The organism is Stenotrophomonas sp. FR010, from assembly GCF_047520755.2.
Lineage (GTDB): Bacteria > Pseudomonadota > Gammaproteobacteria > Xanthomonadales > Xanthomonadaceae > Stenotrophomonas > Stenotrophomonas sepilia.
The window spans coordinates 30,176-43,509 of record NZ_JAXBQT020000007.1 but is presented as its reverse complement, the minus strand read 5'-3'; the positions used below and the strand labels follow the sequence as shown (position 1 = coordinate 43,509).

General features: G+C 66.5%; 12 protein-coding genes. 8 read left to right on the top strand and 4 right to left on the bottom strand.

All coding sequences use genetic code 11. The features are described 5' to 3' along the window. Nucleotides 1–24: 24 nt before the first annotated feature. Both yczE and ACM0PK_RS08190 read right to left on the bottom strand, forming a co-directional pair. Complete coding sequence (gene yczE / locus ACM0PK_RS08195; RefSeq protein WP_414607172.1) at nucleotides 25–657, bottom strand: membrane protein YczE; 633 nt, start codon at nucleotides 655–657, stop codon at nucleotides 25–27. Nucleotides 658–850: 193 nt separating this feature from the next. Continuing rightward, on the bottom strand, nucleotides 851–1,870 hold the full coding sequence (locus ACM0PK_RS08190; RefSeq protein ID WP_072169151.1) for a zinc-binding alcohol dehydrogenase family protein: 1,020 nt from the start codon (nucleotides 1,868–1,870) through the stop codon (nucleotides 851–853). A gap of 357 nt (nucleotides 1,871–2,227) precedes the next feature. On the opposite strand from ACM0PK_RS08190, the gene ACM0PK_RS08185 reads away from it, so the two are divergent. From ACM0PK_RS08185 to ACM0PK_RS08170, 4 genes are all read left to right on the top strand, one after another. Next, the gene (locus ACM0PK_RS08185; RefSeq protein WP_049416163.1) at nucleotides 2,228–3,319 is read left to right on the top strand and encodes an OmpA family protein; all 1,092 of its coding nucleotides are present in this window, start codon (nucleotides 2,228–2,230) and stop codon (nucleotides 3,317–3,319) included. A 218-nt stretch (nucleotides 3,320–3,537) separates the two neighbouring features. Next, nucleotides 3,538–4,044, top strand: a complete 507-nt coding sequence (locus ACM0PK_RS08180; protein ID WP_005408235.1) for a hypothetical protein — start codon at nucleotides 3,538–3,540, stop codon at nucleotides 4,042–4,044. A 20-nt stretch (nucleotides 4,045–4,064) separates the two neighbouring features. Next, nucleotides 4,065–4,871, top strand: coding sequence for a pseudouridine synthase (locus tag ACM0PK_RS08175; protein ID WP_414607173.1), 807 nt, complete (start codon nucleotides 4,065–4,067; stop codon nucleotides 4,869–4,871). Nucleotides 4,872–4,955: 84 nt separating this feature from the next. Further along, complete coding sequence (locus tag ACM0PK_RS08170) at nucleotides 4,956–5,291, top strand: hypothetical protein (protein WP_005415439.1); 336 nt, start codon at nucleotides 4,956–4,958, stop codon at nucleotides 5,289–5,291. Nucleotides 5,292–5,381: 90 nt separating this feature from the next. Here ACM0PK_RS08170 and kbl read toward each other — a convergent pair whose 3' ends face one another. Beyond that, nucleotides 5,382–6,590, bottom strand: a complete 1,209-nt coding sequence (gene kbl / locus ACM0PK_RS08165; RefSeq protein ID WP_414607174.1) for a glycine C-acetyltransferase — start codon at nucleotides 6,588–6,590, stop codon at nucleotides 5,382–5,384. Between the two features lie 200 nt (nucleotides 6,591–6,790). Here kbl and ACM0PK_RS08160 point away from each other — a divergent pair, with 200 nt between their 5' ends. Then, complete coding sequence (locus ACM0PK_RS08160) at nucleotides 6,791–7,486, top strand: TorF family putative porin (protein ID WP_134972563.1); 696 nt, start codon at nucleotides 6,791–6,793, stop codon at nucleotides 7,484–7,486. A gap of 179 nt (nucleotides 7,487–7,665) precedes the next feature. Here ACM0PK_RS08160 and tdh read toward each other — a convergent pair whose 3' ends face one another. Continuing rightward, on the bottom strand, nucleotides 7,666–8,688 hold the full coding sequence (gene tdh / locus ACM0PK_RS08155) for an L-threonine 3-dehydrogenase (protein ID WP_005415442.1): 1,023 nt from the start codon (nucleotides 8,686–8,688) through the stop codon (nucleotides 7,666–7,668). Nucleotides 8,689–8,996: 308 nt separating this feature from the next. Here tdh and ACM0PK_RS08150 point away from each other — a divergent pair, with 308 nt between their 5' ends. The 3 genes from ACM0PK_RS08150 (at nucleotide 8,997) to folC (ending at nucleotide 13,317) form a co-directional block, all read left to right on the top strand. Next, complete coding sequence (locus tag ACM0PK_RS08150; protein ID WP_065179525.1) at nucleotides 8,997–11,159, top strand: S46 family peptidase; 2,163 nt, start codon at nucleotides 8,997–8,999, stop codon at nucleotides 11,157–11,159. A 200-nt stretch (nucleotides 11,160–11,359) separates the two neighbouring features. Next, nucleotides 11,360–12,004: a histidine phosphatase family protein gene (locus tag ACM0PK_RS08145; RefSeq protein ID WP_005415444.1), complete on the top strand. Its 645-nt coding sequence runs from the start codon at nucleotides 11,360–11,362 to the stop codon at nucleotides 12,002–12,004. A gap of 41 nt (nucleotides 12,005–12,045) precedes the next feature. After that, on the top strand, nucleotides 12,046–13,317 hold the full coding sequence (folC, locus tag ACM0PK_RS08140; protein WP_414607175.1) for a bifunctional tetrahydrofolate synthase/dihydrofolate synthase: 1,272 nt from the start codon (nucleotides 12,046–12,048) through the stop codon (nucleotides 13,315–13,317). Nucleotides 13,318–13,334: the final 17 nt, after the last annotated feature.

The following is a 13,334-nucleotide window of genomic DNA, read 5'->3' as shown; positions in this document are numbered from 1 at the left end:
CCGCTGGCCGGCACTCCGGTCAACTCAGGGCGATTGCGGTTGCCGGCCAGCGGCCGGCACAACCGGAGCGGGCCGACCGATCCCGAACCAGCCCAGCGTCATTCCGCACAGCGGCCCGATCAGCAGGGCGAAGGCGAGGGTGCCGAGGCCGACATTGCCGCCCAGGCACCAGCCCAGCAGCAGTACGTTGCCTTCGATCAGGCTGCGCACCTTCCAGATCGGCCAGCCGGTACGGGCATGCAGACCGGTCATCAGGCCATCGCGTGGCCCCGGGCCAAGGCGGGCACCGATGTACAGGCCGGTGGCCAGCGCCACCAGCAGCATGCCGGCACAGAACATCGCCAGCTGCCAGCCAAGGCCGACGGCCGGCGGCAGCAGCCACAGCCCGAACTGTGCGGAGGGGCCGATCAGCATCACGTTGAGCACGGTGCCGACGCCCGGCTTCTGCCGCAGCGGCCACCACAGCAGCAGCACCAATGCACCGATGGCATTGGTTGCCAGGCCGAATGACAGCGGCGTCTGCGCAGCGATGCCCTGCGACAGCACATCCCAGGGTGCCACGCCGATGGCGGCACGGATCATCAGCGAGGCGCCGAAGCCGTACAGGAACAGGCCGGTGATCAATTGCAGCAGGCGCAAGGGCAGGGTGGTGGGCATGGCGGTCCGGGGGCGAGGATCTGTTTCCACCGTATCGCTGTTTCTGCATCATCCATAGATACAGATGCTGACCAATCCGCCGCTACAGGTAGCGTCGATCCTGCATGCGGGCGGTTGTGCAGGGCCGAGCCCGTGCTCTGCGGGTGGCGGCAGGCACAGCAGCCGAGCGTGGGCTCGGCTCTACATCACCGCGTCAGTCGTCCCAGCCGACCAGCGCCAGCTTGCCTACCGTGCGCCCGCTGGCCAGGCGCTGATGCGCGATGTCCAGGTTGGCCGCATTGATCGTGCCCAGCGTTTCCTTGAGCGTGCCACGCAGCTGGCCGGCATCGATCATGCTGGCCGCACGGCTGAGGATGCGGTGCTGTTCGATGCAGTCGGCGGTGGCGAAGCGCGAACGCGCGAACATGAATTCCCAGTGGATGCCGATGCATTTGGCCTTGTAGGGATCGCCGATGCGCAGCGCACCCCGCGGCTCGACGATCAGGCCGACGTGGCCCTGCGGTGCCAGCAGCTGGCCCAGTTCATCCCAGTAGTGGTCGGTGTCGGCCAGATTGAGCGCGACCTGCACCGCATCGATGCCCAGCGCCCGCAACTGGGGCTGCAGTGGCTGCCGATGGTCGATCACATGCGTGGCCCCCATCTGCCGGCACCACTCGATTGAGGCCTCGCGCGAGGCGGTGGCGATCACCTCGAAACCGGCATGGCGTGCCAGCTGGATCGCCATCGAGCCGACGCCGCCGGCGCCGCCGATCACCAGAAGGTGCTGGCCCACGTGACGGCGGCCATCGAGCTGCAGCGGCATGCGCTGGAACAGCAGTTCCCAGGCTGTGAGAGTGGTCAGCGGCAGCGCGGCCGCTTCAGCGAAATCGAGCGTGGTCGGCTTGCGCGCGACCAGGCGCTCATCAACCCACTGGTACTGGGCGTTGCAGCCCGGTCGGGTCACGTCACCGGCGAAGTAGACCTCGTCACCGGAGGCGAACAGGCTGGCCTCGTCACCGATGGCTTCGACCACGCCGGCTGCGTCCCAGCCGAGCACCCGGGGAACCTCAAGGGTGGCTGGATCGGTGGCGGCCCGCTGCTTGCCATCGACGGGGTTGACCGAAACCGCTTCGATCCGCACCAGCAGATCGCGACCGCGAGGAGGCAGCGGCGGCGGCAGCAGGACATCACGCAGGGCGGGCGCGTATTCACGACTCAGGGCGACGGCTTTCATCACGGCTCCGGCTGGGTTCGTGATCCCATCATAAGGTTCCTCACGTTTCCTCAGACGCGCTGAACCGCGTGATGCAGCACGTTGCGCAATATGTCGCTTCTCGCGCCTAAACCCCGTCAAACCCTTGCAGCGTGTGGGTCTTGCGGATTTTCATCATCCTGTATAGGGTTTCAACGTCGGACCGGTGGACGGTCGGGCGCAACACTTCACATGTTACGGGACTGTTAACATGGCCTTCACTCGCCTGAGCATAATGTTCGCGGCGGTGGCGTGCTGAATCGGCTGTCGAACATCGACGCACTAGTGCTGGCCCATGCCTCTACCGGTTTCATACCCCCGAAATAGGAGCTGTACTCAATGAACAAGAAGATCCTTACTGCCGCGCTGCTGGGCGGCCTGGCTTTCGCCCAGGCAGCTTCGGCGCAGGAGTTCGATGACCGCTGGTACCTGACCGGTTCGGCCGGCTTCAACTTCCAGGACAGCGACCGTCTGACCAATGACGCTCCGTTCGTGACCCTGGGCCTGGGTAAGTTCATCAGCCCGAACTGGTCGCTGGACGGTGAGCTGAACTACCAGAACCCGAACTTCGACAGCAACCAGGACCTGAACTGGTCGCAGTACGGCGTCTCGCTGGACCTGCGTCGCCACTTCATCAAGGAAGGCCGCGGCTGGAACCCGTACATCGTCGGTGGCCTGGGCTACCAGAAGTCGGAAGAAGAGTACGCTGCGCTCGACAACAACGGCCCGCGCCAGCGTAAGGACGGCAATGTTGCCGCCAAGCTGGGCGTCGGCCTGCAGACCACCTTCGAGAAGCGTGTTGCTGTCCGCGCCGAAGTGGCCTACCGCGCTGACTTCGACGACCAGAGCATCGCCGCACGTGACGAGAGCTGGTTCGGCGACGTGCTGGCTTCGGTCGGCGTCGTGATCCCGCTGGGCCCGGCTCCGGTCGCGGCTGCTCCGGCTCCGGCTCCGGTTGCCCCGAGCTGCGCCGACCTGGACGACGACGGTGACGGCGTCAACAACTGCGACGACAAGTGCCCGAACTCGCAGCCGGGTCAGACCATCGGTCCGGACGGTTGCCCGGTTCCGGTCTCCATCGACCTGAAGGGCGTCAACTTCGACTTCGACAAGTCGAACCTGCGTCCGGACGCCGTGGCGATCCTGAGCGAAGCCACCGAGATCCTGAAGCGTTACCCGGATCTGCGCGTTGAAGTTGCCGGTCACACCGACTCGAAGGGTACCGACGCTTACAACCAGAAGCTGTCGGAGCGTCGTGCTACCGCCGTGTACAACTACCTGACCAAGAACGGCGTTGACGCCGGTCGCCTGGTCGGCCCGATCGGCTACGGCGAGAGCCGTCCGATTGCTCCGAACACCAACCCGGATGGTTCGGACAACCCGGAAGGTCGCGCCAAGAACCGTCGTACCGAGCTGAACGTCCAGAACTAAGTTCTGACGCTCTGCCCGTAGGACACAGCAGGACCCGGCTTCGGCCGGGTCTTGTTGTTTCTGCGGCCAGGAAGCTCGCCTGTAACGCGGCAACACAACCGTTCGTCGGTCTTTTGTCCGTAAAACCAACAAGTTGTCGTATTCATTGAAAGTGGCGCTTGAAAGCTGACGCGGCATTGCTAAACTCGCCGCGTCACTTCCTTCCGTGGATGCCCCTCATGCTGCGCTCTGCATCGGCCGCCGTCCTGGCGCTGGCCCTGGTTCCCGCCGCCCACGCTGCGGTCGATTGCTCGGTCAACACCAGCGCCTCGCCGCTGCCGTTGCCGGCCACGACCATCGCGCCAGTGGCCGACGAGCTGTACATCCGTGGCAACCAGCTGGGCATGCCGGCCGGTGTGCTGAGCAGCAACTACGACCCGTCGCAGTCGCTGGACCAGGTGCTGCAGCGCCTGCGCATCGACGGCTGCCAGAACATCGCCAAGGCCATTCCGAGCGCACCGGCGGTGAAGCCGAACGATCCGGCGGCCTACAAGCCGCAGACTGAATTCGACAACACGCCCTGGCGCTTCGACATGAGCCAGAACGGCAAGCGCATGACCGCCGAAGAGTTCGACGCCTGGATGAAGGCGCGCGGCGTTCGCGTGGTCAAGGCGCGTCCGGCTCCGGCCGCCACTCCGGCCCCGGCCGAAGCACCGGCTGAGACCAAGCCGGTCGACAAGAAGTAAGCGCCGCGGGGAGCAGAGGCTTGCGCACGCGCCGCCCACCTGCCGCCCCCGCCGCCCGCTCCCACGCACCGCGTGGGCGTGCGACTCCGAATGTCACCAGTGGCGTGCGCCATGGCCTGGCGCGCGTACTGTCCAAGGCCGGCGTGTGCTCGCGCAGCGAGGCCGCGCGCTGGATCGCCGAGGGCCGCGTGCGCGTGTCCGGCCGCATCGTTCGTGATCCCGAGTTCCCGATTGCCAGTCCGCCCCCGCCGATCGAGGTCGACGGCCAGCCGATGGGGGCGCCGCAGCGCCTGTACCTGATGCTCAATAAGCCGCGCGGGGTGGTCACCACGGCGCAGGACGAGCGTGGTCGCGACACCGTTTATCGCTGCTTCGATGGTGCCGGCCTGCCGTGGATCGCGCCGGTCGGGCGCCTGGACAAGGCCAGCGAAGGCTTGCTGTTGTTCAGCAATGATCCGCAGTGGGCGGCGCACCTGACCGATCCGGAGACCGGCCCGCAGAAGACCTATCACGTGCAGGTGGATCGTCTGCCCGATGAGGACACCCTGGCCGCGCTGCGCGCCGGTGTCGAAGACGCGGGCGAGCTCCTCGCCGCCCGTGCCGTGCGCGTACTGCGCAGTGGCGACAAGACCGCATGGCTGGAGGTGGTCCTCGACGAGGGCCGTAACCGCCATATCCGCCGCCTGTTGGCGGCCTTCGACCTGCAGGTGCTGCGCCTGGTCCGGGTCGCGATCGGTGGGCTGCTGCTCGGCGATCTCGGCAAGGGCCAGTGGCGGGTTCTGCAGGTCAGCGACCAGCAGCGGCTGGGGGCCGCTGCACCGGGCTGATCATCGCCCGTGGCCGGCAGTTGCCGGCCGCCGTTCCAGGCGTAGGGGGCGCCTGGCTGTCGACTTTCCCGAACGGAGCCTGCCATGTACCACCCGACCCTCAATCAAACCCTGCGCTGTGCAGGCCTGCTGCTGCCGATGGTGCTGCTGGCCGCCTGCGGCGGCCACAAGAAGGTGGCCAAGGCGGAAACGCCTGCCGAGACCCCGGTGGTGGAAGTGAAAACCCCGGAGCTGGATGGTCGCGGCAGTTACCGCTTCCTGATGAGCAACGGCGACAAGAAGATGACCGCCGATGAGTTCGATGCCTGGATGAAGGCCAACGGCATCCGCGTTGCCAAGGGCAATGGCCAGGACGCTGCCGCCAAGCCGGTAGTGGTTGCCAGCAAGGAAGAGCCGAAGGGCAAGAAGAAAAAGAAGTGACGCCCGTGGGTGCCGACCTTGGTCGGCACGCTCTGACCGGGTGGGGGTCAGAGCCCTTTCCTGCGGAAAGGGATCCGACCCCGGCCGTGATCAGCCCTTGACCACGCCCAGTTCGACACCGATGCGGGTGAAGGCGTCGATTGCCCGGTCCAGGTGCTCGCGGCTGTGCGCGGCGCTGATCTGGGTACGGATGCGGGCCTGGCCCTTGGGCACCACCGGGAAGAAGAAGCCGATGGCGTAGATGCCTTCTTCCAGCAGGCGCTCGGCGAACTTCTGCGCCAACGGTGCGTCATACAGCATCACCGGGCTGATCGGATGCACGCCCGGCTTCACGTCGAAACCGGCGGCGGTCATCTTTTCGCGGAAGTAGGCGGTGTTCTCGGCCAGGGTGCTGCGCAGGTCGTCAGCGGCCGCCAGCATTTCGAACGCCTTGATGCCGGCGGCCACCACGTGCGGCGGCAGCGAGTTGGAGAACAGGTACGGGCGCGAGCGCTGGCGCAGCAGTTCGATCACCTCGGCGCTGGCGCAGGTGAAGCCGCCCAGTGCGCCACCCATGGCCTTGCCCAGAGTGCCGGTGATGATGTCGATCTTCTCCAGCACGCCCTTGACCTCGGCCGAGCCGCGGCCGGTGGCACCGAGGAAGCCGGTGGCGTGGCATTCGTCGATGTGCACCAGGGCGTTGTACTTCGTTGCCAGCGCGGTGATCTCGTCCAGCGGCGCGATGAAGCCGTCCATCGAGAACACGCCGTCGGTGGTGATCAGCTTGGTCTTGCAGCCGGCGGCATCGGCGGCCTGCAGCTGGGCTTCCAGATCGGCCATGTCACAGTTGGCGTAGCGGAAGCGCTTGGCCTTGCACAGACGCACGCCGTCGATGATCGAAGCATGGTTCAGTGCATCGGAAATGATCGCGTCGTTCTCGCCAAGCAGCGGCTCGAACAGGCCGCCGTTGGCATCGAAGCAGGCCGCGTACAGGATGGTGTCCTGCTTGCCGAAGAAGTCGGCGATCTGCTTTTCCAGCTGCTTGTGCAGGTCCTGCGTGCCGCAGATGAAGCGCACCGAGGCCATGCCGAAGCCGTGGGTATCGAGTGCGTCCTTGGCGGCCTGGATCAGGTCCGGATGGTCGGCCAGTCCCAGGTAGTTGTTGGCACAGAAGTTCAGCACCTTGCGGCCGTCGTCGAGGGTGATCTCGGCCGACTGCGGGCTGGTGATGATCCGCTCGGACTTGAACAGGCCCTGGGCGCGGATGGCGTCCAGTTCCTCGGCGTAGTGGCGGGTCAGGGCGGAGGAGGCGTCGGTCATGGCGTGGGCACGGCTCTGAACGGGAAACCGCTGATTCTACCGGGCATCGCCGCTTGCCAACCGGCCCGGGCGGGGCATCGCCACGGCCGGCACATGTTGCATCGCAATAGCAAACGGGTTAAAAATTCGTGAACCGGCGCTGTCCCGCTCCGGCCGCTCCCGCCTTCCGCGCCACGCCACCGCCCCCACCGGAGACGCTCATGAAGCACGCCCGTGCCTGCCTCGCCATTGCCGCTGCCCTGTCCATGGCCGCCCCGTTCACCGCCAGTGCGCAGGAAAACGAATCGCCGTACAGCTGGAACGTCACCGCCGTATCCGATTACCTGTTCCGTGGTGTCTCGCAGACCGACGAAAAGCCGACCCTGCAGGCCGGTTTCACCTACACCTCGCCGGTCGGCCTGTATGCCGGTGTCTGGGGTTCGGGCGTCGACTTCGGTCCGGGCGACCCGAGCACCGAGGTGGACTACCAGATCGGCTACGGCGTTGACGTCACGCCCCGCGTCAATTTCGACGCGCTGCTGAACCGCTACACCTACCTCGGTGCCAGCGAGCTGAACTACAACGAGCTGATCACCACCACCACGCTGGATGAGACCTACAAGCTGACGGTGGCCTACACCAACGATGTCTGGAACAGCAGCACCGATGGCTGGTACTTCGGCCTGGGCGGCAGCTGGGGCCTGCCGAAGGACTTCACCCTGAATGCCAACGTCGGCCGCAGCACCTTCGAGGACGGCATCGCCAAGGACTACACCGACTGGAACGTCGGCGTCGAACGCCAGTTCGGCCTGTTCAACGTCGGCCTCGGCTACTACGGCACCGACGGCAACGGCCGCGACAACTCCGGCAAGCTGGCACACAGCCGCGTGCTGCTGACCGTGGCCGTCGGCAAGTAACCCTTGCTTCGGTAGGTGCCAGGCTTGCCTGGCACGCTGTACGAAAAAGGCGCCCATCGGGCGCCTTTTTCAATTCCGCAGTGTTATTGATCCCATCCGGGGAAGAGCCCCTTGTTGTTCAAGGGGGCGCGCCAAAGGCGCGGGGATAAGGAAACATGCGGGGGAATTGACCCTTCGGGTCAATTCCAGCTGAGCACGACCTTGCCGGCCTTGCCTTCTTCCATCAGGTCGAAGCCCTTCTGGAAGTCGTCGATCGGCAGCTGGTGGGTCATCACCTTGCCGAGCGGGAAGCCGGACAGCACCAGCTGGGTCATCTTGTACCAGGTCTCATACATCTTGCGGCCGTAGATGCCTTGCACGGTCAGGCCCTTGAAGATGATCTTGTCCCAGTCGCAGCCGGCACCCTTGGGCATGATGCCCAGCATGGCGATCTTGCCACCGTGGTACATGCAGTCGAGCATGTCGTTGAACGCACGCGGGTTGCCGCTCATTTCCAGGCCCACATCGAAGCCCTCCATGTGCAGTTCCTTCATCACGTCCTTCAGCGACTGGTTGGCGACGTTGACCACGCGGGTGGCACCCATGTCGGCGGCCAGCTTCAGGCGGAAGTCGTTGACGTCGGTCACCACCACGTTGCGCGCACCGATGTGCTTGCAGATGCCGGCGGCGATGATGCCGATCGGACCAGCGCCGGTGATCAGCACGTCCTCACCGATCACGTCGAATTCCAGTGCGCAGTGCGCAGCGTTGCCGTATGGGTCGAAGAACGCGGCCAGCTCCGATGGGATCTGGTCCGGGATCGGCCACAGGTTGCTGGCCGGCATCACCATGTATTCGGCAAAGGCACCATTGACGTTGACGCCGATGCCGACGGTGTTCGGGCACAGGTGCGGGCGGCCGCCACGGCAGTTGCGGCAGTGGCCGCAGACGATGTGGCCTTCGGCCGAGACGCGCTGGCCGATCTCGTAGCCGGTCACGCCCGGGCCGATTTCGGCAATGCGGCCGACGAATTCATGGCCGATGGTCAGGCCCGGCTTGATCGTGCGCTGGCTCCACTCGTCCCACAGGTAGATGTGCAGGTCGGTACCGCAGATTGCGGTCTTCTCGAGCTTGATCAACACCTGGTTGGGGCCCGGAGTCGGCACCGGAACCTCTTCCATCCAGATGCCCTTGGCTGCTTCGCGCTTGACCAGGGCCTTCATCGTTTGCTGCGCCATCGGGGTGGAACTCATCAGGGGGAAAGCGCGGATTATAGGGTGCCGCGCGGATTTCCCATGTTGCGCTGCGGGTGCTTTGGCGGAACGAAAGGCGTGCGCCGGCGGGCGTTTCGAACGTACTGCAAACAGCAGCGCCTCCCTGATTCCGGGGCAGGGTGACCACGCCCCCTCTGGACGATTCCGTCTGCGCGGCCGATGTGCGCAGAGCAAGAAGCAGGCCCATGACTTCCGGGGTTCGGGCCGGGGCAGGGCGGCGGGCTACAATCGAGGGTTCCACTACCAGGGGCCGCTCCATGCGCTCGAACCTGCTTGCATTTTCCATCGTCGCCAGCCTTGGGCTGGTCCAGGTCGCCCATGCCGCAGAAGGCATGTGGGTGCCGCAGCAGCTGCCGGAAATCGCCGGGCCGCTGCAGAAGGCCGGCCTGAAGCTGTCCCCGGAGCAGCTGGCCAACCTGACCGGTGACCCGATGGGTGCGGTGGTTGCGCTGGGGGGCTGCACCGCCAGCTTCGTCTCGCCGCAGGGCCTGGTGGTCACCAACCACCACTGCGCGTATGGCGCCATCCAGCTCAATTCGACCGCGCAGAAGAACCTGATCAAGGACGGCTTCAACGCACCGACCCTGAAGGATGAACTGAGCGCCGGCCCGAACGCCCGCGTGTTCGTGCTCGACCAGATCACCGACGTCACCGCCCAGGCCAAGGCCGCCATCGCCGCCGCAGGCAACGACCCGCTGGCCCGCAGTCGCGCGCTGGACGCCTTCGACAAGGCCCAGGTTGCCGCCTGTGAAGCCGATGCCGGCTTCCGCTGCCGCCTGTACAGCTTCTCCGGCGGCAACACCTATCGCCTGTTCCGCAACATGGAAATCAAGGACGTGCGCCTGGTCTACGCGCCCCCGGGCAGCGTGGGCAAGTTCGGCGGCGACGTCGACAACTGGATGTGGCCGCGCCACACCGGCGATTTCTCGTTCTACCGCGCCTACGTCGGCAAGGACGGCAAGCCGGCCGCCTTCGCCGCCGATAACGTGCCGTACCAGCCCAAGCACTTCCTGAAGTTCGCCGACCAGCCGCTGGGCGCCGACGACTTCGTGATGGTGGCCGGCTACCCGGGCCGCACCAACCGCTACGCGCTGGCCGGTGAGTTCAACGAAACCGCCAGCTTCACCTACCCGACCATCGCCAAGCACTACAACGCCGTGCTGAAGATGATCGCCGACGCCGGCAAGGCCGACGCCGACGTCAAGGTGAAGTACGCCGCCACCGCCGCCAGCATGAACAACGTGGCCAAGAACTACCTGGGCCAGCTGGAAGGCTTCAAGCGCATCGACGCCGCCGGCCAGAAGCAGGCTGAAGAAGCTGCCGTGCTGGCCTGGCTGAAGAAGCAGGGTGCCGCCGGCAAGCCGGCCCTGGCGGCGCACGCGCAGCTGGTCAAGCACCTGGATACCAGCAAGGCGACCCGCGAGCGCGACCTGTTCGTCGGGCAGTTCAACAACACCTCGGCCGTTGGTGCGGCAATCACCCTGTACCGCCTGTCGATCGAGCGCAGCAAGCCGGATGCCGAGCGCGAAGCCGGTTACCAGGAACGCGACCTGACCACCATCGAAGGTGGCCTCAAGCAGATGGACCGCCGCTATGTGGCGAAGATGGACCAGCAGCTGCAGGCCTACTGGCTGGAGCAGTACGTGGCCCTGCCGGCCGCGCAGCGCGACAATGAAGTGCTGAACAAGTGGCTGGCCGGTAGCGATGCCAACGCAGTCAAGGCGCTGGTGGGCAAGCTGTCGGGCACCGAGCTCGGCAGCCTGGACGCACGCCTGAAATGGTTCAAGGCCGACCGTGCCGCATTCGAAGCCAGCAGCGATCCGGCCATCCAGTACGCCGTGGCTGTCATGCCGGCACTGCTGAAGCAGGAAGAGCAGAAGAAGATCCGCGAAGGTGAATCGCTGACCGCACGTCCGCTGTACCTGCAGGCCGTGGCCGACTACAAGAAGAGCCAGGGCGAGTTCGTCTACCCGGACGCCAACCTGTCGCTGCGCATCACCTTCGGCAACGTCATGGGCTACGGCAAGGACGGCGTGAAGTACACCCCGTTCACCACCCTGGAAGGCGTGGCGGCGAAGGAAACCGGTGAAGATCCGTTCGATTCGCCGAAGGCGCTGCTGGATGCGGTCAAGGCCAAGCGTTATGGCGGCCTGGAAGACAAGCGCATCGGTTCGGTGCCGGTGAACTTCCTGTCCAACCTGGACATCACCGGCGGCAACTCGGGTTCGCCGGTGCTGGACGCCAACGGCAAGCTGGTCGGCCTGGCATTCGATGGCAACTGGGAATCGGTCAGCTCCAACTGGGTGTTCGACCCGGTGATGACCCGCATGATCGCCGTCGACAGCCGCTACATGCAGTGGATCATGCAGGAAGTGGCGCCGGCGCCGCAGCTGCTGAAGGAACTGAACCTGGCGAAATAAACCGGTTGCGGTAGTGCCGGCCGCTGGCCGGCAAACCCGACCCGATGGCCGGGAATTCCGAAACCCCGCGACCCACGTCGCGGGGTTTTTTCATGCCCGCCCCGACCCGGCGCGCCGAACAGGTATCATCCGTGTTCCGCGCACTTCACAGGATGTGAACGAAACGCGGGAACCTCCTCCCCCCAGGACCCCTTGCACGCATGCGCATCCTGCTTGCCCGCCACGGTGAAACGCCGTGGAACGCCGAAGGCCGCTATCAGGGCCAGATCGACATCCCGCTGTCGCCGATCGGCGAAGCCCAGGCCCAGGCACTGGGTGCCCGCCTGGCCTCGGTCGACATCACCCGTGCCGTCGCCTCGCCGCTGTCGCGCGCGCAGCGCACCGCGCAGCTGGCGCTTGGCGCCGCCCGTGCCGACATGCTGCTGACCGAGCCGGAACTGCAGGAAATCGCCCACGGCGAATGGGAAGGGCTGCTGGCCAGCGAGATCCACGAGAAGGATCCGTCGCGCCTGCAGGCCTGGCGCGAGGAGCCGGATACCGTGCTGATGCCCGGCGGCGAATCGCTGCGCCTGGTGCTGGAGCGCAGCTGGCGCGGCCTGGCCCGCGCCACCGACGGCCTCGGCGAGCACGACACCCTGCTGGTGGTCGCCCACGACGCGGTGAACCGCGTGATCCTGTGCAAGGTGCTGGGCCTGCCGATCTCCCGCCTGTGGACCTTCCGCCAGGCACCGACCACGCTCAACCTGCTCGAAGGCGCCGACCTTGACAGCCTGGAAGTGGTGCGCCTGAACGACTGCGCCCACCACACGCCGTTCTTCGGCGAAGCCAAGCACCGCGCACTCTGATCGATCCCCTCGCACCAACTGCTTCTGCTGGAACCGCTGCCGTGACGAACACCCCGACCACCCTGGCCGACTGGCTGGACTACATTGAACGCCAGCACCCGGCGACCATCGACATGGGCCTGGAGCGCGTGCGCGCCGTGGCCACCGCGATGGGCCTGGGGGCGCCGGGCAAGCGCACCATCGTGGTCGGTGGCACCAACGGCAAGGGCTCCACCGTGGCCTTCATCGAAGCCATTGCACGTGCCGCCGGCTGGAAGGTCGGCGCGTACACCTCGCCGCACCTGCTGCGCTACAACGAGCGCGTGCGCATCGACGGCCAGGACGTGGACGATGCCGCGCTGGTCGCTGCGTTCAGTGCGGTCGAGGCCGCGCGTGGCGAGACCACGCTGACCTATTTCGAGTACGGCACGCTGGCTGCGCTGCAGCTGTTCGCCGACGCCGGGCTGGACCTGGCGGTGCTGGAAGTGGGCCTGGGCGGCCGCCTGGATGCGGTCAACATCGTCGACGCCGACGTGGCGGTGATCACCACCGTGGACATCGACCACGCCGAATGGCTGGGCGAGGACCGCGAGGCGATCGGCACCGAGAAGGCCGGCATCATCCGCGGCTGGAAGCCGGTGATCCTGGGCGAGACCGACCCGCCCTCGAGCGTGCTCGCGCGTGCCTACCTGGTCGGTGCCAACGCGATCCGCGGCGGCAGCGATTACTTCTACGAGCCGATCGACGCCCAGCGCTGGCGCTGGCGCGATGTCGGCCTGCGCATGGAACTGCCGACCCCGGCGCTGGCCGGCCCGATCCAGCTGGCCAATGCCGGTGCGGCCATCGCCGCGCTGCGCGCGCTGGACAAGCCGGTGCCGCGCGCGGCGTGGGCCGCCGGTATCGCGGCGGCGCGCATTCCGGGCCGCCTGCAGGCGTTCGAGCGTGGCGGTGTGCAGATCCGCGTCGACGTCGGGCACAACCCGCAGGCGGCGGGCCAGCTGGCGCGCGCGCTGAAGGCCGAGGCGTCGGCCGGGCGCACCTTGGCGGTGTATGCCGCATTGCAGGACAAGGACGCGGCGGGCGTGGTGCAGGCATTGCAGGGCGTGGTTGGCGAGTGGACCCTTGCCGGCCTGGACGGCCCGCGTGGCCAGAGTGCCGCCCAGTTGCAGGCGCGCCTGGCCGAGACCGCTGCTGGCAGCGCGCAGCTGGCCGATTCGGTCGAACAGGCGCTGGCGCAGGTACTGGCCCGGGCCGAGCGCGGTGACCGCGTACTGGTGTTTGGCTCCTTCCATACCGCTGCCGCCGCGTTGCAGTGGTTGCAGGGCAGCGCCTGAGCCACGTTCAGCCAATC

Coding starts and splice junctions, on each gene's coding strand:
- ACM0PK_RS08150 (WP_065179525.1), top strand. CDS start 8,997: ATGCGCTCGAACCTGCTTGCATTTTCCATCGTCGCCAGCCTTGGGCTG.
- tdh (WP_005415442.1), bottom strand. CDS start 8,688: ATGAAGGCCCTGGTCAAGCGCGAAGCAGCCAAGGGCATCTGGATGGAA.
- ACM0PK_RS08180 (WP_005408235.1), top strand. CDS start 3,538: ATGCTGCGCTCTGCATCGGCCGCCGTCCTGGCGCTGGCCCTGGTTCCC.
- ACM0PK_RS08160 (WP_134972563.1), top strand. CDS start 6,791: ATGAAGCACGCCCGTGCCTGCCTCGCCATTGCCGCTGCCCTGTCCATG.
- yczE (WP_414607172.1), bottom strand. CDS start 657: ATGCCCACCACCCTGCCCTTGCGCCTGCTGCAATTGATCACCGGCCTG.
- ACM0PK_RS08190 (WP_072169151.1), bottom strand. CDS start 1,870: ATGAAAGCCGTCGCCCTGAGTCGTGAATACGCGCCCGCCCTGCGTGAT.
- ACM0PK_RS08185 (WP_049416163.1), top strand. CDS start 2,228: ATGAACAAGAAGATCCTTACTGCCGCGCTGCTGGGCGGCCTGGCTTTC.
- ACM0PK_RS08145 (WP_005415444.1), top strand. CDS start 11,360: ATGCGCATCCTGCTTGCCCGCCACGGTGAAACGCCGTGGAACGCCGAA.
- ACM0PK_RS08170 (WP_005415439.1), top strand. CDS start 4,956: ATGTACCACCCGACCCTCAATCAAACCCTGCGCTGTGCAGGCCTGCTG.
- kbl (WP_414607174.1), bottom strand. CDS start 6,590: ATGACCGACGCCTCCTCCGCCCTGACCCGCCACTACGCCGAGGAACTG.